Consider the following 20,959-nt stretch of genomic DNA (forward strand, 5'->3'; position numbering starts at 1 on the left):
GGTCAAATGATGGGACATGCCCGTGACCTTTACACTTCGCGTGCGGCCGGCGCCGTCACTTGACGACGGGGTGACGTACGACGCACTGGTGGCGACGTTGGGATTTGAAGAGCGGTCGACCGCAGTAGCGACTCGTCTCGCCGCAAACTGTCACCGGATATGTGCCTACGACTATCAGACCGTCCCGTGCCTCAGTTATGAGGCCAACGTTACTTTCTTCAGTGCCTTCGAGGTCGTGCGTGAATCGCCCAGTCGATATCGGAAGAGTTTAGTCGAGTTCATTCAGTCGGTCCGTGGGAGCATGGCCGTCGACCAAGCGACTGGTGAGCGAGTTACCCCCAGAATTGCGATCGACATCTCGAGTATGGATCGCGACAGACTCGCGCGGACAGTCCTGGCTTGCACGGAAGACCAGTCGGAGCCTTTGCAGGTCGACTTCTTCTATGCGTTCGGAGAATTCGATGCGGAACTCGTGGGGAGTGAAGGGCCAGTCCTCGTCAACCGCCCGATGGACGGCATGGAGGGTTGGACATCCGACCCAGACGCTCCGGTTGTGTGCGTCCTAGGTGTTGGATTCGAGCAGAAGTTGGCGACCGCGGCGATCGAAACGATCGAGCCTCGACAAACGGTCGTCCTAATTCCGCATGGAGAAGATTCTCGCTACGACGACGTCGTGAGGAGACGCAACGAGTCTCTTCTTTCGTCAGGCGTCGTGGATGCGGTCCACGACTACAGTGTCGCGGACATGCGACAGACCATCATGGACCTGAATGCCAGTGTCAGTACATGGTCTCGAACGAGCCGGGTAGTAATCGTGCCGTTGGGGCCGAAGCCGTTTGCCTTGGCTGCAACCTTGATCGCTGTCGCTAATGGCCACAATGTCACAGTATGGCGCATGTCGGCGGATGGCGGTCGTGCGCCGGAGGAGCGGCGCGCGACAGGTTCAATCGCGGGTATCTCGATCATGGTTGAGCCGGTCGCTTCGTGAGCAGGATTCGATACATGGGGACAAAGAGATTCTTGATCCCCGAAATCCATCAATATCTGTCGAACCGGTCAGTGCGCGCTAATCACTTCGTGGATCTGTTCGCAGGTACTGCCGCTGTAGCCTCGTCCTTAGCCGAGGTAATGCCTGTGACATGCAACGACGCTCTGTCATTCCCGCCGCTTGTTGCCCGCGCGCGGCTACTTCAGAACAGTGGTCGTCTAGCGCCGGGGACCAAGCGAGCGCTGGTTGCGGACGCACGCGCTCGAGCGGTGGCGCAAGGTAAGCGTTTTGAGGATCGGATTGCCAGCGAGCGCTGCGCACTTGCAACGGGGCGCGACGCGGTCCATGGACTGATCGCGGGTTCAGAGCATCCGGGGAACTCGGACGAAGTTGCAAGGCACGCCAGTCGACTAGCCGCGGCAGGGGGCCATGAACTGGTCCGGATTTATTTCTCACGAGGTTACTTTTCGACAGAGCAAGCGATCATGCTCGACTGTATCCGCGAGGTCATCGACGAATCGTGGCCCAACTCCGGAGCTCCGGCGTCAACGTGGGATCGAGGGTCCGCGCGAGACGTCCTTCTTGCGGCATGGCTAACCACTGCGTCGATGATCGTCAACAGTCCGGGGCATACGGCTCAGTTCCTGTCGTCGCGTACCGAGTCGGGGTACACACGAGTTCGCCAGAACTGGAACCGGGACGTGCTTCAGACGTACGAACGTGTATTGGGGGGCTGGGGTCGCGTTGGTAGCACCTCCTGGCGCCGAGGGAACCGAGTCATGCATTCCGACGCCGTTGCGGTCCCATCTGGACGGGCAAGAGGCTGGAATAGTAAGACCGTCATCTACGCAGACCCTCCCTACACTAAGGACCATTACAGCAGGTTCTACCACGTCCTCGAGACACTCGCCTTATACGATTATCCGGACATTACGGGAGCCGGTCGTGTACGAACCGACAGGCACCTAAGCGACTTCTGCTATCGGACGCGAGCAGCGGATGGCTTCGAAAGCCTCGCCTCGCTTGCGAGCGCCTGCGATGCGGACTTGCTTATCAGCTATCCCGGCAACGGTCTCCTTTCCCTAGAGGAGTTGGAGATGAGCGTGCGGGAGCATGGCAAGCTCTCAGTTGTCGCGCAGTCCAAGCGAACGCACTCGACCCTCGGGGCCTCCAAGGGGCAGCGTGGAGTTCCGGCGGTCGAGAATCTGTTTCTCTTAACCCCGCCGTAGTCGGTTGCCACAGAATCATTCTCGGGCTCGCCCAACTGGTATCTGGGCGCTTCGACGCTGCGCTATCTGGGCGATATGCAGTGGGTGACCAAGGCGCCACGCAGGTCGTCCCAGTCCGCCCCCCATCCGATTGCGGGTGACAGCGATCGAGGTCCTAGCCCGTCCACACATGCCAACAAGCGTGCGGCGGCCTACAGTCCACAGATGCGTCGCACCGCCGCCATCCTCGTGATCGTGCTGTCGGCACTCGCGTTCGCTGCAACCGCTGTAACCGCGCCAGTGCTGTGGCTAGCGATCGACGAGACTGCTCTACCGCCCGCGACGGATGCGCCGTCCCTTCCCGATGGGTTCGCCGCCACCGACCCGAGGGTGAACTGCGCTTCCGGTGGTTGCTGGCGCGAATGGACCGTCAGCGGGCCGCACGCCTGGTCGGCGGCGGAGGTCGCCGCAGGCATCAACAGCACAGGTGAGAGTTGCGCCGCCCGGAGCCTGCTCGATCGTCGAGAGGTGTGTTCGGGACTGGAGGTCGTCGGCGACGAGGTCCGTCTCTTCCTGAGGTTCGACAGGCCGCTGGACTGACAGGTCAGCGTGCCTCGTCAGCCGCACGCCTCGAGGCGGCGATCCTCAGCCCGATCGCGGTGACGGTGAGGACGGCGCACAGGGTGAAGGACGTCCAGGCGGTCGGTGTCACCCAGGACGGAACGAGGTCGTGCTCTGCGTTGCAGGGGTTGGTGAACGTCCACCAGGGCGCGTCCACGTGTGCGGCGTAGTAGTCCAGGTCGAAGGGCACGCCGGCGTCCAGTTCGCACGTCTCCTCGACGTCCCAGACCCCGTTCTGCTGGAGGAAGCCGTAGGCGTAGGTCACCAGGAACACTGCGGCCGCGCAGGCGGCGGCGACGGAGGAGGCCCGGCGCGTGGTCCGCAGGCGCGTGGTCGACATCGGGCCATCCTGCCCTAGGGAGAGGGTGCGGAGGGGCTGGCTCATAGGCCGGGTTCTGTTCGCCATGCAGCCTCACGACCACACGGTTGGCGACCATCCATCTAGGGCTGCCGTTGCCGACAGCCTCGGGCGATCTACCCGCGAGCTCGGGCGGGCCGCCCTCGAACACTCGCGCACCGCCCCCTCCGGAGAGGGAACGGCTTCTTGATCTTGCTCCAGGTGGGGTTTACCTAGCCACTCCGGTCGCCCGGAGCGCTGGTGGTCTCTTGCACCACCGTTTCACCCTTACCGCCCGGCAAGCCGGGAGGCGGTCTGTTTTCTGTGGCACTGTCCCGCGGGTCACCCCGGGTGGGCGTTACCCACCACCTTGCCCTGTGGAGCCCGGACCTTCCTCGGCATCCTCGTGAGAGGACGACGCGGTCGCCCGGCCAGCCCATCCGCGTGAGTCAGGATAGGGGAAGAACGCGCCCGAGCGTGACGTTGACCCCACGCCACCACACGGAGAGGACGACGATGGAGTACGACGAGCAGCTGCGGGCCCCCGCCGTGGTGTTCCCCGGGCAGGCCGACAGCCCGGTCGCGGCGTACCGGACCGCGCACGACCTGCTGGCCCGCCGCGCCCCGCGCGAGGCGCTGGAGATCATCGAGCCCGCGCTGGCCCAGGACCCCGACGCCACCGGCCTGCGCGTGCTCAAGGCCTGGGCGTTGCTGATGCGCGCGAACCTGGTCAAGGCCGAGGCGGAGCTGCGCGACCTGGTCGAGCTGCTGCCCGATGACGACTGGGTCCGTCACGCGCTGGGCCGCAGCCTGGAGCGCCAGTCGCGGATGCGCGAGGCGCTACCGCACCTTCGCCTGGCCGCGGCGATGAGCGGCGACCCCGAGCACGAGCTGGCCGTGCTCCGCGTCGAGCGGCTGCTGGCGCAGAGCCCCGAGGGCTCCCTCGACGACCTGCGCTGAGGGCGACCCCAAGAGGGGGAGTCAGGGGGTGGTGAGCACCTCGGCGCCGGTCGCGGTGACCAGCAGCGTGTGCTCGAACTGCGCGCTGCGACGCCGATCGCGGGTCACCACCGTCCAGCCGTCGTCCCACATCTCCCACTCGTGGGTGCCCAGGTTGAGCATCGGCTCGATGGTGAACGTCATCCCCGGCAGGATCAGGTCGTCGTAGCCGGACTCGTCGTAGTGGGGGACCACCAGCCCGCTGTGGAACGACGTGCCGATGCCGTGCCCGGTGAACTCGCGGACCACCCCGTAGCCGAAGCGCTTCGCGTAGGACTCGATCACTCGCCCGATCACGTCGAGGCGCCGCCCCGGCTTGACCGCGCGGATGCCGCGCTCGAGCGCCTCGCGGGTGCGCTCGACCAGCAGCCGGGACTCCTCGTCGACGTCGCCGGCCAGGAACGTGGCGTTGGTGTCGCCGTGCACCCCGTTGAGGAAGGCGGTGATGTCGATGTTGACGATGTCGCCGTCCTCGATCACTCGGCTGTCGGGGATGCCGTGGCAGACCACCTCGTTGACGCTCGCGCACAGCGACTTGGGGAAGCCCCGGTAGCCCAGCGTCGAGGGGTAGGCGCCGTGGTCGCAGAGGAACTCGTGCCCGATCCGGTCCAGCTCGTCGGTGGTGATCCCCGGCGCCACGTGGCTGCCGACCAGCTCGCGGGCCTGCGCGGCCAGCCGGCCGGCGGCGCGCATCCGCTCGATGGTCTCGGCGTCCTTGACCTCGCTGCCGGTGAACTTCGCGGGGGCGTCCTTGCCGACGTACTCGGGCCGGGGGATGTGGGTGGGCACGCGGCGCTGCGGCGAGATCGTGGCAGGAGCTATGGCGGACATGGGGGCGAGTGTAGTTTCGCCGCTATGAGTGACCCCCGCGAGTACTGGTTCTGCCTGACCCACCACGTGGTCGAGGAGCGCGACGGCTGCAAGAACGCCGACCGGCTCGGGCCCTACGCCTCCGCGGCCGAGGCCGCCCGGGCCCTGGAGACGGTGGCCGAGCGCAACGAGTCGTGGGACAACGACCCCGACTGGAACGACGACGTAGACGGCGAGCCCGGCCCCGAGCCCAAGGCGTGAGCCGCAACACCGCGGCGCCGCCCTGGCCGTTCCTGGGGATGGGCGGCCTGGCCTGCATGTTCTTCGTGTACGCCGCCAGCGGGGCCGTCGCGCCCTGGTGGGGCGTCGCCGCTCTCCTGGCGCTCTGGCTGGTGCTGCTCGTCCTGGGCGCCCGCTGGTGGACGCCGCACCCGGTCCGGGTGGCGGCGCTGCCGCTGGTCGCGTTGCTCGCCTGGATCGGCGCGATCGCGGCCGGCGCGCTCTGGTGGGGCTGGGGGGCCTGAGCCCTCTCAGCGCCGCGGCGAGACGCGCAGCACGGCGTCGTTCGACCCGTTCGAGGTAGTCACCAGCAGGTCGCCGTTCGGCGCCCGGGTCACCGAGCGCAGCCGGCCCTGGGTGCGCAGCGCCCGCGGAGCCCGCGCCCACCGCAGCTTCCCGGCGCGGTCGAACTTCATGAAGACCAGCCGCTCGCCGGCCAGCGCGGCCACCGCGAGCGTGCCGTTGTAGGCGCCCCAGCGCTTCCCGCGCACCCACGCCGCCCCGGAGGTGGCGATGGTGGGCGTGCCCGAGCGCCAGCGGGCCGCGACCTGGCGACCCGGCAGCGACTGGTCGGTCATCGGCACCGACTCGTTGTAGCCCGGCACCGGGTTCCAGCCGTAGTTGCCGCCCCGGCGCAGCCGGTTGACCTCGTCGTCGCGGTAGCTGCCGTGCTCGACCGACCACAGGCTGCCGTCCGCGCGCTGGGCGAGCCCCTGGACGTTGCGGTGGCCGTAGGTGAACACGTAGCGGCGGTTCTTGTTGCCCTTCTTCGCCCACGGGTTCTGCGGCCACGGCGCCCCGGTGGTGCGGTTCAGCCGCAGCACCTTGCCGCCCAGGGAGCCGAGCCGCTGGGGGTTGTGGCCCACCCCGGCGTCGCCGGTGCCGACCAGCAGCGCGCCCTGGCGGGTGATCAGCAACCGACAGCCGCCATGGCGCCCGGTGGTGGCCGGCAGCCCGGCCAGCAGGGTCCGGTTGAGCGTCGCCCGACTGCCGTCGGCGCTCAGCGTCCACGCGGTGACGCGCACGTCGTTTCCGCCGCCGGAGCGGTAGCCGCCCGCGCAGGTGTAGAAGCGCCGGTTGGTGCCGAACCCCGGGTCCACCGCCAGCGACATCAGCCCGGTCTCCCCGCTGGCCCACACGGTGCCGGAGGGGAAGGCGACCGGCGTGGTCCGGCCGTCGCGGTGCAGCAGCAGCCGCTTGGATTCGCGCTCGGTGATCAGCAGGTCGCCACCGCCGATGGCCTGCACGTCCCAGGGCAGCGTCAGGCCGCCCACGGCACGCGTCACCGACAGTGCCGGGGCCGCGGCCCGCTGCACTGCCGGCGCAGTGTCCGGTGGCGCGACGGCCACCGCCGGGGTGAACGATCCGATCAGGGCGAGGGTGAGGGCTCCGAGTGCCAGGCGCATGTGACCCAGGTTACGGCCTCAGAAGGTGTGCTCGGGGCCGGGGAAGGTGCCGGCCTTGACGTCCGCGGCGTACTCGCGTGCCGCCGCCAGCAGCACGCCGTGCACGTCGGCGTACTGCTTGACGAAGCGGGGCATCCGCCCGGTGCGCAGCCCGAACGCGTCCTGCCAGACCAGCACCTGCCCGTCGCAGCGCGAGCCCGCGCCGATGCCGATGGTGGGGATCGACAGCGCCTCGGTCACCTGGGCGGCCACGTCGCCGGGCACCATCTCCATCACCAGCGCGAACGCGCCGGCCTCCTCGAACGCCCGCGCCTCCTCGATGATCCGCGCCGCGGAGTCCCCGCGGCCCTGGACCCGGTAGCCGCCGAGGTTGTGCTCGGACTGCGGGGTGAAGCCGATGTGGGCCATCACCGGGATGCCGCCGTCGGTCAGCAGCTTGGTCTGCGGCGTCATCGCGACCCCGCCCTCGAGCTTGACCGCGTGCGCGAGCCCCTCCTTCATGAACCGCGCCGCGGTGTGGAAGGCCTGCTCGGGGGAGGCCTGGTAGGAGCCGAACGGCAGGTCGGCGACGACCAGCGCCCGGTGCGCGGAGCGGGCCACGGCGCGGGTCAGCGGGATCAGCTCGTCGACGGTCACCGGGAGCGAGGTCTCGTTGCCGTAGACGTTGTTGGAGGCACTGTCGCCGACCAGGAGCACCTCGATGCCGGCCTCGTCGAAGGTCTGCGCGGCGTACTGCTCGTAGGCGGTCAGCATCGCGAAGCGCTCGCCGCGCTGCTTCATCTCACGCAGGTGGTGGGTGCGGATCCGGCGGATCGGCGCCGGCGCGCCGGCCGGCTTCGCGGGCCCGGTGCCGTACGGCGCGGCGACCTCGCCGCTTGCTGCCGAAGCGGCGTTCTGCTCGCTCATGGGGTTCACCTCGTGTGCTCTCGCGGCTCCCGGGTGGAGTCCACGGACCACCGACAGGCTAGTCCCGGGCGGCTGCCGATGGGCTGTGGCGACGCTCACGCCGGGTTTCGTGGGACAGGCCACGTGACACACTCGCCGGCGTGGACTTCTACTCGGCCTACGCCCATGGCTTCGCCCGCGTCGCGGCGGTGACGCTGCCGGTCTCGGTCGCCGATCCCGCCACCAACGCGGCGCGCGTCCTGGAGCAGGCACGCGCCTGCCACGACGAGTCCGTGGCGATCGCCGTCTTCCCGGAGCTGTGCCTGACCGGCTACTCCAGCGACGACCTCTTCCTGCAGGACACCCTGCTGGAGGCGACCGAGGCGGCGCTGGCCGAGATCGTCGCAGCCTCGGCCGACCTGATGCCGGTGCTGGTCGTGGGCGCCCCGGTGCGCGCCGGGCTGCGGCTGCTCAACGCCGCCGTGGTCATCCACCGCGGCGAGATCCTCGGCGTCGCCCCGAAGTCGCACCTGCCGAACTACCGCGAGTTCTACGAGCGCCGCTGGTTCGCCCCCGGCGACGACCTGCGCGGCGCCACGATCACCCTGGCCGGACGCGAGGTGCCGCTCGGGCCGGACCTGCTCTTCGCCGCCGGCGACGTGCCCGGCCTGGTGCTGCACGTCGAGATCTGCGAGGACCTGTGGGTGCCGATCCCGCCCAGCGCCGAGGCGTCGCTGGCCGGGGCCACCTTGCTGGCCAACCTGTCCGGCAGCCCGATCACCATCGCCCGGGCCGAGGACCGCCACCTGCTGTGCCGCAGCGCCAGCTCGCGCTGCTGCGCGGCGTACGTCTATGCCGCCGCCGGGCAGGGGGAGTCCACCACGGACCTGTCCTGGGACGGGCAGACGATGATCTACGAGAACGGCGACCTGCTCGAGGAGACCGAGCGGTTCCCCGACGGCCCCCGCCGCTCGGTGGCCGACATCGACGTGGACAAGCTGCGCCAGGAGCGGCTGCGGATGGGCACCTTCGACGACAACCGCCGCTCGTTCGCGGACCGGATCGCCGAGTTCCGCACGATCGGCTTCCTCCTCGGCGCCCCGAGCGGGGACATCGGCCTGCGCCGCAAGGTCGACCGCTACCCCTTCGTGCCCGACGACGTCGAGCGGCTGGCCCAGGACTGCTACGAGGCCTACAACATCCAGGTCTCCGGCCTGGAGAAGCGCCTGGAGTCGATCGGTCAGCCGAAGATCGTGATCGGCGTCAGCGGCGGCCTCGACTCCACCCATGCGCTGATCGTGGCGGCCAAGGCGATGGACCGCCTCGGGCGCCCGCGCAGCGACATCCACGCCTTCACGCTGCCCGGCTTCGCGACCGGCGCCACCACCAAGGGTTACGCCACCCGGCTCTCGGAGTCGCTGGGGGTGACGTTCGAGACCATCGACATCACCCCCGCGGCCCGGCAGATGCTCGACGACCTCGACCACCCCTTCGCCGACGGCGAGGAGGTCTACGACGTCACCTTCGAGAACGTCCAGGCGGGCCTGCGCACCGACTACCTGTTCCGGCTCGCCAACCACCGCGGCGGCATCGTGCTGGGCACCGGCGACCTCTCCGAGCTGGCGTTGGGCTGGTGCACCTACGGCGTGGGCGACCAGATGTCGCACTACAACGTCAACGCCGGGGTGCCGAAGACGCTCATCCAGCACCTGATCCGCTACGTCATCGAGAGCGGGCAGTTCACCGACGAGACGAATGAGGTGCTGCGCGACATCCTGGCCCTGGAGATCACCCCCGAGCTGGTGCCCACCCGGGAGGGCGAGAAGCCGCAGGCCACCGAGGACTCCGTCGGTCCCTACGCGCTGCAGGACTTCACGCTCTACCACGTGATCCGGCGCGGCTACCGGCCCAGCAAGATCGCCTTCCTGTCCTGGCACGCCTGGCGCGACGCCGCGGCCGGCGAGTGGCCCCCCGGCTACCCCGAGGACCGGCGCAAGGCCTACGACCTGGCAGCAGTGAAGAGCTGGATGGAGGTCTTCGTCAAGCGGTTCTTCGCCTCGCAGTTCAAGCGCTCGGCGCTGCCGAACGGGCCGAAGGTGTCGCCCGGCGGGACCATGTCGCCGCGGGGCGACTGGCGGATGCCGTCCGACGCCAGCCCCGCCGCCTGGCTCGCGGAGCTGGAGAACGTGCCCTCCGGCGAACCGCGGTGAGGCATACGCCATAGTTGCTCCATGGGCAAGCAGGAAGACTTCGTTCTCCGCGCTCTTGAAGAGCGCGACGTCCGCTTCGTGCGGCTGTGGTTCACCGACGTGCTGGGCTACCTCAAGTCCGTCGCGGTGGCCCCGGCCGAGCTCGAGGGAGCCTTCGAGGAGGGCATCGGCTTCGACGGCTCCGCGATCGAGGGCTTCGCCCGGGTCTACGAGGCCGACATGCTCGCCATGCCCGACCCCTCGACGTTCCAGATCCTGCCCTGGCGCAGCGGCGACGGCCCCTCCACGGCGCGGATGTTCTGCGACGTCGTGATGCCCGACGGCAGCCCGTCGTACGCCGACCCGCGCTACGTGCTCAAGCGCACGCTCAGCGCCGCGGCCGACAAGGGCTTCACGTTCTACACCCACCCCGAGATCGAGTTCTACCTGTTCAAGGACACCCCCGAGCCGGGCAAGGACCCGGTGCCGGTCGACCGCAGCGGCTACTTCGACCACACCGCGCAGTCGATGGGCGCCGACTTCCGCCGCGAGGCGATCGGCATGCTCGAGTCGATGGGCATCTCGGTGGAGTTCAGCCACCACGAGGGCGGCCCCGGCCAGCAGGAGATCGACCTGCGCTACGCCGACGCGCTGAGCACCGCCGACAACATCATGACGTTCCGCACCGTCATCCGTGAGGTCGCGCTGAGCCAGGGCATCTGGGCCTCGTTCATGCCCAAGCCCTTCACCACCCACCCCGGCTCGGGCATGCACACCCACGTCTCGCTCTTCGAGGGCGACCGCAACGCCTTCTACGAGCCCGGCGCCGAGTACCAGCTGAGCCGCACCGGCCGCCAGTTCATCGCCGGCATCCTGCGCCACGCGCCGGAGATCTCCTGCGTCACCAACCAGTGGGTCAACAGCTACAAGCGGCTGATCGGCGGCGGCGAGGCCCCGTCGTACATCTGCTGGGGCCACAACAACCGCTCGGCCATGATCCGGGTCCCCATGTACAAGCCCGAGAAGGGCCAGTCCACGCGCATCGAGCTGCGCACCCTCGACGCCGCCTGCAACCCCTACCTGGCGTTCGCGGTGGTCCTGGCCGCCGGGATGAAGGGCATCGAGGAGGAGTACGAGCTGCCCCGCGAGGCCGAGGACGACGTCTGGTCGCTGACCGAGCGAGAGCGCAAGAGCCTCGGCATCGAGCCGCTGCCCAAGTCGCTCGCCGAGGCGATCGCCGTCGCCGAGTCCTCCGAGCTGCTGGCCGAGACCCTCGGTGAGCACGTCTTCGACTTCTTCCTGCGCAACAAGCGCGCGGAGTGGGAGGAGTACCGCGGCCAGGTCAGCGTCTTCGAGCGCGACCGGATGCTGCCGGTCATCTAGGTTGACCCGGTGAGCCCGTCCCCTCTCGTCCTGGTCGTCGAGCACGAGGCCGCCTGCCCACCCGCCCGGTTCGGCGCCTGGCTCCAGGCGGCCGGCTGCACCCTCGAGGTGTGCCGCCCGTACGCCGGCGACGCGCTGCCGTCACGGGTCACGTCGTACGACGCGGTGCTGGTGCTGGGCGGCTCGATGTCGGCCCACGACGACGACCGGTTCGGGTGGCTCGCGCCGCTCAAGCAGCTGATCCGCGACGCGGTGGCCGCCGGCGTGCCGACGCTCGGCATCTGCCTGGGCCACCAGCTGATCGCGGTGGCGCTCGGCGGCGACGTCGCCCGCAACCCGCGCGGGCAGCAGACCGGCCTGCTCGACGTCGGCTGGACGGACCGGGCCGCCGCGGACCCGCTGCTCGGCGCGGTCGCCAGCGAGCGCCGCGGCGTGCAGTGGAACAACGACCTGGTCAGCGCGCTGCCCCCGGGCGCGAGCCTGCTGGCCGCCACGGCCCACGGGGAGATCCAGGCGGCCCGCTTCGGGCCCGCCGCCTGGGGCGTCCAACTGCACCCGGAGGCGGACGCCGCGGTCGTCTCGGCGTGGGCCGACGGCGACCGCGCCGACCACCTCGAGCGCGGGGTCGACACCGACGCCCTGCTGGGCGCCATCGACCGGGCCCACGACGAGCTGGAGAGCGCCTGGCAGCCGCTGGCCGCCCGCCTGGGGGACCTGGCCAGGTCCCGGGCCGGGGACGTGGCCACCCGATGAGCCCCTGGAAGGGGAGCCGCCGCGACCTGCTGCGGCTGGGGTTCCGCGACGTGGACCGTGCCCGCGACGGACTCGACCGGCTCGGCGAGGCCGCCGGCCCGCTCAGCACCATCCTGGGCTGGTGCGCCGACCCCGACCTCGCGCTGGGCCGGCTGCTGGACCTCGGCGAGCAGGTCGACGACCCGGACGAGCTGCTCGAGGAGCTCGTCGACGACGAGGGCACCGCGATGCGGCTGCTCGCGGTGCTCGGCGCCAGCGAGGCGCTCGGCGAGCACCTGCTGCGCCACACCGAGCACTGGCGCGAGCTGACCGACCCGCTGCTGGGCTCGTGCCGCCCCGCCGCCTGGGCGGTGCGCGCCGCCCTGCTCGAGGCCGTCGGCGCCGATCCGTCCTCCTCGACCCCGGTGGCGACGCTGGGCGACCCGCACGCCGCGGACGCCCTGCGGGTGGAGTACCGCCGGATCCTGCTGCGCCTGGTGGCCCGCGACCTGGCCCACCACGTGGGCGTCGACGACGTCGCCGCGGAGCTCTCCGACCTCGCGGCCGGCACCCTGGAGGCCGCCCTGGCCGTGGCCCGCGCCCGCGTCGGCGAGGCCGCGTCGCTGACCCGGCTCGCGGTGGTCGCGATGGGCAAGTGCGGCGGCCACGAGCTCAACTACGTCTCCGACGTCGACGTCGTCTTCGTCGCCGAGCCGGTCGAGGGCGCCGACGACAACGCCGCGCTCAAGGCCGCCACCCAGCTGGCCGCCCAGCTGATGCAGATCTGCTCCGACCACACCGCCGAGGGGACGATCTGGCCCGTCGACGCCGACCTGCGCCCCGAGGGCAAGCACGGGCCGCTGGTGCGCACGATGGCCAGCCACCGCGGCTACTACGAGCGCTGGGCCAAGACGTGGGAGTTCCAGGCGCTGCTCAAGGCGCGTCCGGTCGCCGGCGACCTCGCCCTGGGACGCGAGTACGTCGAGATGATCGAGCCGATGGTCTGGGCGGCCGCCGAGCGCGAGGGCTTCGTCGAGGACGTCCAGGCGATGCGCCGACGGGTGCTCGCGCACATCCCCTCCCACGAGGTCGAGCGCCAGCTCAAGCTCGGCTCGGGGGGACTGCGCGACGTCGAGTTCGCCGTCCAGCTGCTGCAGCTCGTGCACGGCCGCGCCGACGACCGGATCCGCTCCGGGGCCACGCTGAGCGCGCTGGCCCAGCTGACCCGCGGCGGCTACGTCGGGCGTGAGGACGGGGACTCCCTGCACCAGGCGTACGCGTTCCTGCGCACCCTCGAGCACCGCATCCAGCTGCACCAGCTGCGCCGTACCCACGTGCTGCCCGAGGACGAGGGCGCGCGCCGACGTCTCGGCCGGTCGCTGGGGTTCTACAAGGACCCCGTCGCCGAGCTCGACGAGAAGTGGCGCCACCACCGCCGCGAGGTGCGCCGGCTGCACGAGAAGCTCTTCTACCGTCCGCTGCTGACCGCGGTCGCGCGGATCCCCGGCGCGGGGGCGCGGCTGTCGCTGGAGGAGGCCGGCAAGCGGCTCTCCGCGCTGGGCTACCTCGACCCGCCCGGCGCGCTGCGCCACCTCGAGGCGATGACCAGCGGCCTCTCGCGGACCGCGTCCATCCAGCGCACGCTGCTGCCGGTGATGCTCGAGTGGTTCGCCGACGCCCCGGATCCCGACGCCGGGCTGTTCGGCTTCCGCCGGATCAGCGAGACGCTGGGCAGCAGCCACTGGTACCTGCGGCTGCTGCGCGACGAGGGCGCGGTCGCCGAGCGGCTGGCCAAGGTGCTGGCCAGCTCGCGCTACGCCACCGACCTCCTCGAGCGCGAGCCGCAGGGCGTGCGGATGCTCGGCGAGGACCTGACCCCGCTCAGCGCCGAGGCGCTGACCACGGAGATGCTCTCCTCGGCGCGGCGCCAGGAGGACCCCGAGACGGCCGTGCGGATGATCCGCGCGATCCGGCGCCGCGAGCTGTTCCGGATCGCGGTCGGCGACCTGCTCGACCTCACCGACGTGCCCGCCGTCGGCATCGGGCTGTCCCGGCTCACCGACGCCACCTTGGAGGCCACGCTCGAGGTGGCCACCCGCTCCGTGCTGGCCCAGCGCGGGCTGAGCGAGGCGCCGGCCCGGATCGCGATCGTGGCGATGGGGCGCTACGGCGGCTTCGAGCTGTCCTACGGCAGCGACGCCGACGTGATGTTCGTCCAGGAGCCGGTCCCCGGCGCCGATGCCCAGGTCGCGGCGTCGTTCGCCCAGGCGGTCGCCAACGAGCTGCGCCGGCTGCTCGCCGTACCGGCCACCGACCCGCCGCTGGAGGTTGATGCCGACCTGCGTCCCGAGGGCAAGCAGGGGCCGCTGGTCCGCACGCTGGCGTCCTACGCCGCCTACTACGCGAAGTGGTCGCAGGTGTGGGAGTTCCAGGCCCTGCTGCGCGCCGACGCGGTGGTCGGCGACCCCGGCCTGCGCGAGCGGTTCACCGCGCTGATCGACCCGCTGCGCTATCCCGCGGACGGGCTGGCCGAGGACGACGTGATCGAGATCCGCCGGATCAAGGCGCGCGTCGACCACGAGCGGCTGCCGCGCGGCGCGGACCCGCACACCCACCTCAAGCTCGGGCGCGGCGGCCTGGCCGACGTGGAGTGGACCGTGCAGCTGTTGCAGCTCCAGCACGCCGGGCGGGTCGAGGGCCTGCGCACGCCGCGGACCCTCGAGGCGCTGGAGGCGGCGCGCGAGGCCGGACTCGTCACCGACCAGGACGCCCAGGAGCTGACCGCCGCCTGGCGGCTGGTCAGCGACGTGCGCAACTCCCTGACGCTGGCGCGCGGCAAGCCCGCCGACCAGCTGCCCCGCGACCACCGGGAGCGGACCGCCCTGGCCCACCTGCTCGGTTACCCGCCCGGCAGCAACGACGAGATGGTCAACGACTATCTGCGCACGACCCGGCGCGCGCACGCGGTGGTCGACCGGGTCTTCTGGGGCTGAGGCGGTGCTGCGGCGCCACCAGCGACTCGCACTCGACGCGCTCGAGCTCGCCTGGGAGGAAGGCCGGACCCGCGCCTGGGTGGTGCTGCCGCCCGGGGCGGGCAAGACGCGCGTCGGCCTGGAGACGATCTGCGCGCGCCGCGCCGCGGGCGCGGTGGGCCGCGCGGTCGTGCTGGCCCCCAACACCGCGATCCAGGGGCAGTGGCTGACCCAGGCGCGGGCGCACGGGCTGGACGCCGGCGCCGAGCGTGACCTGGCCGCCGAGGTCTCGGTGCTGACGTATCAGTCGCTGGCGGTCTTCGACGCCGACGCGGAGGTCGACGACGACGGCGACGAGACCCCGCTGCTGTCCCGGCTGCACGACAACGGCCGGGCGCTGGTCGAGGCGCTGCGCGCGGCCGGCCCGATCCTGCTGGTGCTCGACGAGTGCCACCACCTGCTCGAGGTGTGGGGCCGGCTGCTCGGGGAGCTGCTCGAGGAGCTCCCGCACGCCCAGGTGCTCGGGCTCACCGCCACACCGCCCCAGGCGCTCACCGCCGAGCAGGCCGACCTGGTGACGCGGCTGTTCGGCGAGACGGTCTTCGAGGCCTCCATCCCGGCGGTGGTCCGCGAGGGGGACCTGGCGCCGTTCGCGGAGCTGGTCTGGCTGACCACCCCGACGCCGGCCGAGTCGGACTGGCTGGCCTCGCAGGCCGCCCGCTTCGACGAGCTGGTCACCGAGCTCACCGACCCGGACTTCGGCAGCATCTCGTTCCTGGCCTGGCTCGACGCCCGCTTCGTGACGGCGGTGGGCCCGACGTTGTCCTGGAGCGCGCTGGCGCGCCGCGAGCCCGTGCTGTGCGCCGCCGCCCTGCGGATGCACCACGCCGGACTGCTGGCGCTCCCGACCGGGGCCAGGCTCACCGAGGAGCACCGGCACCCGCCGTCCGCCGACGACTGGGTGGCGCTGGTCGACGACTGGCTGACCCGGCACCTCTCGCGCACCGGCGACCCACGCGACGACGCCGTCGTGGAGGCGGTACGGCGCGCGCTGCCGGGCGTCGGCTACCAGTGGACGCGCCGGGGCATCCGCCGCGGGCGCTCCCCGGTCGACCGGGTGCTGGCCCGCTCGGAGTCGAAGATGCGCGCCGCGGTGGAGATCGTCGGCCACGAGCACGCGCAGCTGGGCGAGGACATGCGGATGCTGGTGCTCTGCGACCACGAGCGGGCCGGTGCCACGCTGCCCGCCGGCCTGCGCGGCGTGCTCGACCAGCAGTCCGGTTCGGCGCACGCGGTGTTGGAGGCGCTGCTGGCGGACCCGGCCACCCGGGCGCACGGGGCGCTGCTGGTGACCGGCCGGACGGTGGCGGGGGCCCCCGACACCCTGGCGGCGCTGATCGCCCACGTCGCGCACCGCGACCCGGAGTTGGCCGAGCGGCTCGAGGTGGTGCCGGACGGGGCCGTGGCGCGCCTGGAGGGGCCGTGGACCAGCCGCACCTGGGTGGGTGACGTGACCCGGTTCTTCGAGGACGGCGGCGCCCGGGTGCTGGTCGGGACGCGCGGGCTGCTCGGCGAGGGCTGGGACGCCCGCCGGGTCAGCGGCCTGGTCGACCTGACCGCGGTGACTACCACCACGGCGGTCGTGCAGACCCGCGGTCGCGCGCTGCGCACCGACCCCGCGCGCCCCGACAAGGTGGCGCTGAACTGGTCGGTGGTCACCGTCTCGCCCGAGCACCCCAAGGGCGCCAACGACTGGGACCGGCTGGTCCGCAAGCACGAGGGCTTCTTCGCCGTCGACCAGGACGGCGACGTCGTCGACGGCGTGGCCCACCTCGATCCGGAGCTCTCGCCGTTCGCGCCGCCGCCGGTCGAGCGCTTCGACGAGCTCAACGCCCGGATGGTGGTCCACTCCGAGGACCGGCGCGGCATCCGCGCGCGCTGGCGGGTCGGCGAGCCGTACGCCGACGAGACCGCCCAGACGGTCCGGATCCTGCCCAGCAACCGGGCCAGGATCGGTGGCGCCCGGGCAGGCGTGCCCGCCGTCGTTGTGCACGAGCGCGGGCTGCAGATCCGCACCGGCCGGCGCCCCGCGCCCACCGACGGCGCGACACCGTGGTGCCTCGGCGCCGGGGCCGCCGCACTGGTGGCCGCGCCGCTGGCCGGCGGCACCGCCTCGCTGATCCTCGCGATCCTGGCGGCCGGGCTGCTGCTCGCCGGAGCGCTGTCCCACGTCCGTGCCCTGGCCGGGTACGGGCGCGAGGTGCTCGCTCAGGCGGCCGAGCCCCCGGCGCTCGCACAGGTGGCGTGCGCGGTGGCCGACGGTCTGCGGGCCGCCGGGCTCACCGCACGCGGCGCCGACGCGGTGGAGGTGGAGATCGACCACGAGGGCGAGTACCGCTGTCGGCTGCGCGGGGTCAGCGAGGCGGAGTCGGGCGTCTTCGCGACCGCCCTGGACGAGGCCGTCTCGCCGATGCTGACGCCGCGCTACGTGCTGCCGAGGTGGGTGGTGGCGGCCGGGTCGTCGGGGTTCGGCAGCGCCCTGCGCGCGTCGTACGGCCGGGTGGGGGCGGACGGCGTGGTCTGGCACGCGGTGCCGACGTCGCTGGGGGTGAACGCGACCCGGGCCCAGGGGTACGCCGCCGCCTGGGACCACTGGGTCGGTGGGGGAGGGGCGCTCTACACGGGCTCGCCCGAGGGGGCCGGGATCCTGGCCGCGCAACAGGGGAGCGACCCGTTCGCGGTGAGCACGGTGATGCGACGACACTGGGCATGAGGGCGGCCGGCTGTCACACTGCGCTGCGTGAGCGATGTCGTGGCCGACGTACCCCGGTGGGTGGCGCTGCCCTGGGGGCGGCTGATCCTGGTGGGCCAGCTGCTGGTCTTCGTGCCGCCGGCGCTGGTGGCCTGGACCTCGGCGGTGGACGGCTCGATCTACCTCCCGCTGCTCACCCTGACCGCGACGTTCCTGGCCGGTCTGACGCTGCTCGTGGTGTCGCGCTGGAGGGTGGTGGGTCTCCGGGTGGTCGGCGCCACGATGCTCGCCGCCGGAGTGGAGCTGACCCTGAGCGTCGCGCTGTTCGTGGCCTACTCGGCGCTCCATCCGGGATGGGATCTGCTGGACCGGTGAGCGTGGGCTACCCGCGGGAACAGGTGCGCCCCCGCTCGAGCTGCCAGCCGGTGGTCGCTCGCCGCGAGTACTGCAGGCGCTGACGGATCAGGCCGTGGTCGTCGCGGAAGGTGACGGTGGCGCGACGACCGGTGCGCACGATGCTGAAGGTGCCCGCGTCCGACTGCGCCGCGATCTCGGTCAGGGGGACGTCCACGTCGTGCACCACCGGGTCGGTGGTGAAGCCGGTCTGGGGGCGGGAGGCACAGGCCCATGCGGCGGAGTCTGGCGTGGCTGGGGCTGCGGTCGGGCCGGCAGAAGTGGCCTCGATCGGCTCGTCGACGGCCGCGCAGCCCAGGGAGATCGGAGCGGTGGCGATCAGCACCGCGAGGGACAGCGGCAGGGTCTTCATGGTGATGGGGCGGCGTTCCCCTTCGGCTCAGCGGGTGACGTCCACCTGAAGCCAGGTGAAATCACCCAACAGGTCCGCACTCACCTCCTCGTCGGTGACCAGGTCCCGGTCCGGCAGGAACCGCACGGTCGTGCCGGTGTGCCCGGTGGCCGGCAGCTCGATGAGCTCGGAGACCGGCACTCCGCGCTCGTAGGGCTGGGTCCACGAGCCTTCGAGGCGGTGGTTGGTGTGCTCGAGCCAGGTGCTGAGGGCGGCGACGACCGAGATCGAGCCGTCCCTGTGGAAGGTGAGCGCGCAGCACCCGCGACGGCCGAGGGACTCCGCTTCGTCGTCGGCGTACGCCAGGACCTCGAGGACCAGGTGCTCGACGCCGATGCGTTCACCGGTGCCGGCCTGGGCGCGGATCTGGCGCAGGTGGTCGTGGTCGACGAGCTTCGCCCAGTCGTGCGTCGTGTTCGTCCAGGCGGCGCGGTCTCCCATGCGCCGAACCTAACGGCGGGCGTGGTCTGGCACGCGGTGCCGACGCCCCCGGAGCCTGCGCGACAGCCGGGGTCCTAGCCGGCGCCACCCGAGCCACTGCAGCCAGATCGCCAGGGCCCCGAGCGCCACGCCCCCCGCGCCGTTGATGACCAGGGTCGGCGTCGTGCCCACCGGGTCCGCGAGGATCGCGACGGCCGGGTCCTCAGAGTCGTAGTAGACGCGCTGCGGGCTCGTCGAATCGCCGTGTTCTCGGCTGCACCGACCTCGAGCGTCCGTGGCGACGGCGTAGCTGCGCCCGGCGACGACGTACGCGACCCGGTTCGGGCACGACTCTCCCGGGTCGTCGAAGGTGCCGACCACGCTGGCATCGGTGCGGAGGACGGTGTCGATCTCCTGCACCATCACCACGCAGCCGCGCAGGCACAGGAGCGTCGCGAGCACCCACAGCACCCACCCTGCCCACGCCGGGACCGAACCCCGGTTGCGGGCGGTCGCGAGGTCGATCACCACGAATTCCCGCCCATCACGCGCTTGGTGCCTGCAGCATGGTCGCTATTGTGCGCGACGAACCCCCACCGCTGTGCGCCGCCGCCATGTTCGGCGAGAACGGTTGTTATTGGTCGGCGACGAGGCCGCCAAGGCGACCTGGATCAGATCAGTAACCTGCTCTAAGGTCGCGAGCACGTCGTCTCGACCGAGGAGCGCCCGTGACTGCTGACCAGATCACCCAGGACCGTGCCCGCGAGATGATGCGGCTGCACCGCGATCCCGAGCTGTTGACGGTGGTCAACGTCTGGGACGCGATCACCGCCAAGGTCGTCGGCGACGTGCCGGGCACCAAGGCGCTGGCCACCGCGAGCCACTCGATCGCGGCCTCCTACGGCTACGAGGACGGGGAGCACATCCCGCTCGACCTGATGCTCGAGGCGATCGGGCGCATCGTCGAGGCGACCACGCTGCCGGTGACCGCCGACCTCGAGGGCGGGTACGGCGACGCGCCCGAGGCGGTGCGCCGAGCGATCGGTCTCGGGGTGGTCGGGGCCAACATCGAGGACCAGATGAAGCCCCTCGCGGAGGCGGCCGGCCAGGTCGAGGCGATCATGCGGGCGGCCGAGGCCGAGGGCGTCGAGTTCGCGCTCAACGCGCGCACCGACGCCTTCCACCTGCAGCGCGAGCGCGCCGCCGCCGACAACCTCGCCGATGCGGTCGAGCGCGGCCGGGCCTTCCTCGACGCGGGCGCGCCCCTGGTGTTCGTGCCGGCCGTCCTCGACGAGGACCAGATCGCCACGCTGGTCGAGGCCTTCGGGCCGCAGCGGCTCACCACCATCGGCATCCCCGGCACCCCGCCGCTGGCCCGCCAGCAGGAGCTCGGGGTGGCCCGCGTCTCCTACGGGCCGCTGGCCCAGAACGTCGCGCTCACCGCCCTGCAGGAGCTGGTCGAGGACGTCCAGCGCGGCGGCGAGGTGCCCGGCACGATGCGGGTCCTGAACTGAGACAGCGATAGGGGACCATGGGGGCATGACGTCACCTCGCTGGTTCACCGACACCAAGGAAGGCCACGCCCAGTGGTACATCGAGCGCTTCCGCACGATGGCAGCCGAGGGGGCCGACCTCGAGGGAGAGGCCCGGCTCGTCGACGCGCTCGTCCCGCGGGGCTCGCGCATCCTCGACGCCGGCTGCGGGCCCGGTCGGGTGGGTGCTGCCCTGCATGCGCGTGGGCACCAGGTCGTCGGCGTCGACGTCGACCCTGAGCTGATCGCCGCCGCGCAGGAGGACCACCCCGGGCCGACCTGGATCACCGCCGACCTCAGCGAGCTCGACCTCGACGAGGAGCCTTTCGACCTGGTCGTGATGGCGGGCAACGTGCTGCTCTTCGTCGCCCCCGACACCGAGCGCCGCGTGCTCGAGCGGCTCGCCGCGCACGTCGTACCGGGCGGGCGGCTGGTGATCGGCTTCCGCCGTCAGGACAGCTACACCTTCGAGCGCTTCGACGAGGACCTGCGGGCCGCCGGGCTGGTCGTGGAGAGCCGCTTCTCGACCTGGGACCTGGTGCCCTTCGACGCCGACTCCAACTTCTCGGTCACGCTGCTGCGCCGGCCCTGAGGAAGCCGACGCCGGGAGCCGACGCAGATCCGCAAAAGTCCTGTGGAAT

The 20,959-nt window shown here is 71.5% G+C and carries 21 protein-coding genes and 1 other RNA gene; 14 read left to right on the forward strand and 8 right to left on the reverse strand.

Annotated features, from left to right (window positions below):
• Window positions 1–16: 16 nt before the first annotated feature.
• The 3 genes from AC6EI4_RS15095 to AC6EI4_RS15105 all read left to right on the forward strand — a co-directional run bounded on the left by AC6EI4_RS15095 (window position 17) and on the right by AC6EI4_RS15105 (window position 2,796).
• Window positions 17–988, forward strand: a complete 972-nt coding sequence (locus AC6EI4_RS15095) for a hypothetical protein (RefSeq protein WP_498451953.1) — start codon at window positions 17–19, stop codon at window positions 986–988.
• A gap of 14 nt (window positions 989–1,002) precedes the next feature.
• Window positions 1,003–2,217: a DNA adenine methylase gene (locus AC6EI4_RS15100; protein WP_498451954.1), complete on the forward strand. Its 1,215-nt coding sequence runs from the start codon at window positions 1,003–1,005 to the stop codon at window positions 2,215–2,217.
• Between the two features lie 204 nt (window positions 2,218–2,421).
• Complete coding sequence (locus AC6EI4_RS15105; RefSeq protein WP_498451955.1) at window positions 2,422–2,796, forward strand: hypothetical protein; 375 nt, start codon at window positions 2,422–2,424, stop codon at window positions 2,794–2,796.
• Between the two features lie 4 nt (window positions 2,797–2,800).
• On the opposite strand, the gene AC6EI4_RS15110 is transcribed toward AC6EI4_RS15105, so the two are convergent.
• Together AC6EI4_RS15110 and rnpB are read right to left on the reverse strand one after the other, a co-directional pair.
• Window positions 2,801–3,157, reverse strand: a complete 357-nt coding sequence (locus AC6EI4_RS15110; protein ID WP_498451956.1) for a hypothetical protein — start codon at window positions 3,155–3,157, stop codon at window positions 2,801–2,803.
• 28 nt (window positions 3,158–3,185) lie between these two features.
• Window positions 3,186–3,593, reverse strand: an RNA gene (rnpB, locus tag AC6EI4_RS15115) — RNase P RNA component class A.
• Between the two features lie 77 nt (window positions 3,594–3,670).
• Here rnpB and AC6EI4_RS15120 point away from each other — a divergent pair.
• A complete protein-coding gene (locus AC6EI4_RS15120; protein ID WP_498451957.1) occupies window positions 3,671–4,114 on the forward strand; it encodes a tetratricopeptide repeat protein in 444 nt (147 codons plus the stop codon).
• Between the two features lie 21 nt (window positions 4,115–4,135).
• Here AC6EI4_RS15120 and map read toward each other — a convergent pair whose 3' ends face one another.
• Window positions 4,136–4,984: a type I methionyl aminopeptidase gene (gene map / locus AC6EI4_RS15125; RefSeq protein ID WP_498451958.1), complete on the reverse strand. Its 849-nt coding sequence runs from the start codon at window positions 4,982–4,984 to the stop codon at window positions 4,136–4,138.
• 24 nt (window positions 4,985–5,008) lie between these two features.
• Between map and AC6EI4_RS15130 the strand changes: the two genes are divergently transcribed.
• Window positions 5,009–5,224, forward strand: coding sequence for a hypothetical protein (locus AC6EI4_RS15130; protein ID WP_498424572.1), 216 nt, complete (start codon window positions 5,009–5,011; stop codon window positions 5,222–5,224).
• Window positions 5,221–5,487 carry a hypothetical protein gene (locus AC6EI4_RS15135; RefSeq protein ID WP_498424573.1) on the forward strand — a complete coding sequence of 89 codons (267 nt, stop codon included), beginning with the start codon at window positions 5,221–5,223 and terminating at the stop codon, window positions 5,485–5,487. The genes AC6EI4_RS15130 and AC6EI4_RS15135 overlap by 4 nt, the downstream gene beginning before the upstream one ends.
• Before the next feature lie 6 nt (window positions 5,488–5,493).
• Here AC6EI4_RS15135 and AC6EI4_RS15140 read toward each other — a convergent pair whose 3' ends face one another.
• Window positions 5,494–6,648: a PQQ-dependent sugar dehydrogenase gene (locus AC6EI4_RS15140; protein ID WP_498451959.1), complete on the reverse strand. Its 1,155-nt coding sequence runs from the start codon at window positions 6,646–6,648 to the stop codon at window positions 5,494–5,496.
• Window positions 6,649–6,666: 18 nt separating this feature from the next.
• A complete protein-coding gene (panB, locus tag AC6EI4_RS15145) occupies window positions 6,667–7,554 on the reverse strand; it encodes a 3-methyl-2-oxobutanoate hydroxymethyltransferase (protein WP_498451960.1) in 888 nt (295 codons plus the stop codon).
• Window positions 7,555–7,694: 140 nt separating this feature from the next.
• Between panB and AC6EI4_RS15150 the strand changes: the two genes are divergently transcribed.
• The 6 genes from AC6EI4_RS15150 to AC6EI4_RS15175 are packed head-to-tail and all read left to right on the forward strand — an operon-like array spanning window position 7,695 to window position 17,936.
• Window positions 7,695–9,743, forward strand: coding sequence for an NAD(+) synthase (locus AC6EI4_RS15150; protein ID WP_498451961.1), 2,049 nt, complete (start codon window positions 7,695–7,697; stop codon window positions 9,741–9,743).
• A 21-nt stretch (window positions 9,744–9,764) separates the two neighbouring features.
• Window positions 9,765–11,105 (forward strand): glutamine synthetase family protein, encoded by a 1,341-nt coding sequence (locus AC6EI4_RS15155; RefSeq protein ID WP_498424580.1) that lies wholly within the window; start codon window positions 9,765–9,767, stop codon window positions 11,103–11,105.
• A 9-nt stretch (window positions 11,106–11,114) separates the two neighbouring features.
• Window positions 11,115–11,858 (forward strand): type 1 glutamine amidotransferase, encoded by a 744-nt coding sequence (locus tag AC6EI4_RS15160; RefSeq protein WP_498451962.1) that lies wholly within the window; start codon window positions 11,115–11,117, stop codon window positions 11,856–11,858.
• Window positions 11,855–14,830, forward strand: coding sequence for a bifunctional [glutamine synthetase] adenylyltransferase/[glutamine synthetase]-adenylyl-L-tyrosine phosphorylase (locus tag AC6EI4_RS15165; protein WP_498451963.1), 2,976 nt, complete (start codon window positions 11,855–11,857; stop codon window positions 14,828–14,830). The genes AC6EI4_RS15160 and AC6EI4_RS15165 overlap by 4 nt, the downstream gene beginning before the upstream one ends.
• 4 nt (window positions 14,831–14,834) lie before the next feature.
• Window positions 14,835–17,582, forward strand: coding sequence for a DEAD/DEAH box helicase (locus tag AC6EI4_RS15170; protein WP_498451964.1), 2,748 nt, complete (start codon window positions 14,835–14,837; stop codon window positions 17,580–17,582).
• A gap of 27 nt (window positions 17,583–17,609) precedes the next feature.
• A complete protein-coding gene (locus AC6EI4_RS15175; RefSeq protein WP_498424587.1) occupies window positions 17,610–17,936 on the forward strand; it encodes a hypothetical protein in 327 nt (108 codons plus the stop codon).
• A 7-nt stretch (window positions 17,937–17,943) separates the two neighbouring features.
• Here the strand turns inward: AC6EI4_RS15175 and AC6EI4_RS15180 are convergent, their stop codons facing one another.
• The 3 genes from AC6EI4_RS15180 to AC6EI4_RS15190 are packed head-to-tail and all read right to left on the reverse strand — an operon-like array spanning window position 17,944 to window position 19,314.
• Window positions 17,944–18,327 (reverse strand): hypothetical protein, encoded by a 384-nt coding sequence (locus tag AC6EI4_RS15180; protein ID WP_498451965.1) that lies wholly within the window; start codon window positions 18,325–18,327, stop codon window positions 17,944–17,946.
• A 27-nt stretch (window positions 18,328–18,354) separates the two neighbouring features.
• A complete protein-coding gene (locus AC6EI4_RS15185) occupies window positions 18,355–18,807 on the reverse strand; it encodes a hypothetical protein (protein ID WP_498451966.1) in 453 nt (150 codons plus the stop codon).
• A gap of 9 nt (window positions 18,808–18,816) precedes the next feature.
• Window positions 18,817–19,314, reverse strand: a complete 498-nt coding sequence (locus tag AC6EI4_RS15190; protein WP_498451967.1) for a hypothetical protein — start codon at window positions 19,312–19,314, stop codon at window positions 18,817–18,819.
• 200 nt (window positions 19,315–19,514) lie between these two features.
• Here AC6EI4_RS15190 and AC6EI4_RS15195 point away from each other — a divergent pair, with 200 nt between their 5' ends.
• Both AC6EI4_RS15195 and AC6EI4_RS15200 read left to right on the forward strand, forming a co-directional pair.
• Complete coding sequence (locus AC6EI4_RS15195) at window positions 19,515–20,300, forward strand: isocitrate lyase/PEP mutase family protein (protein WP_498451968.1); 786 nt, start codon at window positions 19,515–19,517, stop codon at window positions 20,298–20,300.
• Between the two features lie 25 nt (window positions 20,301–20,325).
• A complete protein-coding gene (locus tag AC6EI4_RS15200) occupies window positions 20,326–20,910 on the forward strand; it encodes a class I SAM-dependent methyltransferase (protein ID WP_498451969.1) in 585 nt (194 codons plus the stop codon).
• Window positions 20,911–20,959 lie beyond the last annotated feature (49 nt).

Source organism: Nocardioides sp. Z43_10 (genome assembly GCF_059766615.1).

Bases quoted from the DNA above. Each gene is read 5' to 3' on its own strand.
- panB (WP_498451960.1), bottom strand. From the start codon at position 7,554: ATGAGCGAGCAGAACGCCGCTTCGGCAGCAAGCGGCGAGGTCGCCGCG.
- AC6EI4_RS15130 (WP_498424572.1), top strand. From the start codon at position 5,009: ATGAGTGACCCCCGCGAGTACTGGTTCTGCCTGACCCACCACGTGGTC.
- AC6EI4_RS15120 (WP_498451957.1), top strand. From the start codon at position 3,671: ATGGAGTACGACGAGCAGCTGCGGGCCCCCGCCGTGGTGTTCCCCGGG.
- AC6EI4_RS15095 (WP_498451953.1), top strand. From the start codon at position 17: ATGCCCGTGACCTTTACACTTCGCGTGCGGCCGGCGCCGTCACTTGAC.
- AC6EI4_RS15165 (WP_498451963.1), top strand. From the start codon at position 11,855: ATGAGCCCCTGGAAGGGGAGCCGCCGCGACCTGCTGCGGCTGGGGTTC.
- AC6EI4_RS15105 (WP_498451955.1), top strand. From the start codon at position 2,422: ATGCGTCGCACCGCCGCCATCCTCGTGATCGTGCTGTCGGCACTCGCG.
- map (WP_498451958.1), bottom strand. From the start codon at position 4,984: ATGTCCGCCATAGCTCCTGCCACGATCTCGCCGCAGCGCCGCGTGCCC.
- AC6EI4_RS15110 (WP_498451956.1), bottom strand. From the start codon at position 3,157: ATGTCGACCACGCGCCTGCGGACCACGCGCCGGGCCTCCTCCGTCGCC.
- AC6EI4_RS15155 (WP_498424580.1), top strand. From the start codon at position 9,765: ATGGGCAAGCAGGAAGACTTCGTTCTCCGCGCTCTTGAAGAGCGCGAC.
- AC6EI4_RS15100 (WP_498451954.1), top strand. From the start codon at position 1,003: ATGGGGACAAAGAGATTCTTGATCCCCGAAATCCATCAATATCTGTCG.
- AC6EI4_RS15200 (WP_498451969.1), top strand. From the start codon at position 20,326: ATGACGTCACCTCGCTGGTTCACCGACACCAAGGAAGGCCACGCCCAG.
- AC6EI4_RS15180 (WP_498451965.1), bottom strand. From the start codon at position 18,327: ATGAAGACCCTGCCGCTGTCCCTCGCGGTGCTGATCGCCACCGCTCCG.
- AC6EI4_RS15185 (WP_498451966.1), bottom strand. From the start codon at position 18,807: ATGGGAGACCGCGCCGCCTGGACGAACACGACGCACGACTGGGCGAAG.
- AC6EI4_RS15140 (WP_498451959.1), bottom strand. From the start codon at position 6,648: ATGCGCCTGGCACTCGGAGCCCTCACCCTCGCCCTGATCGGATCGTTC.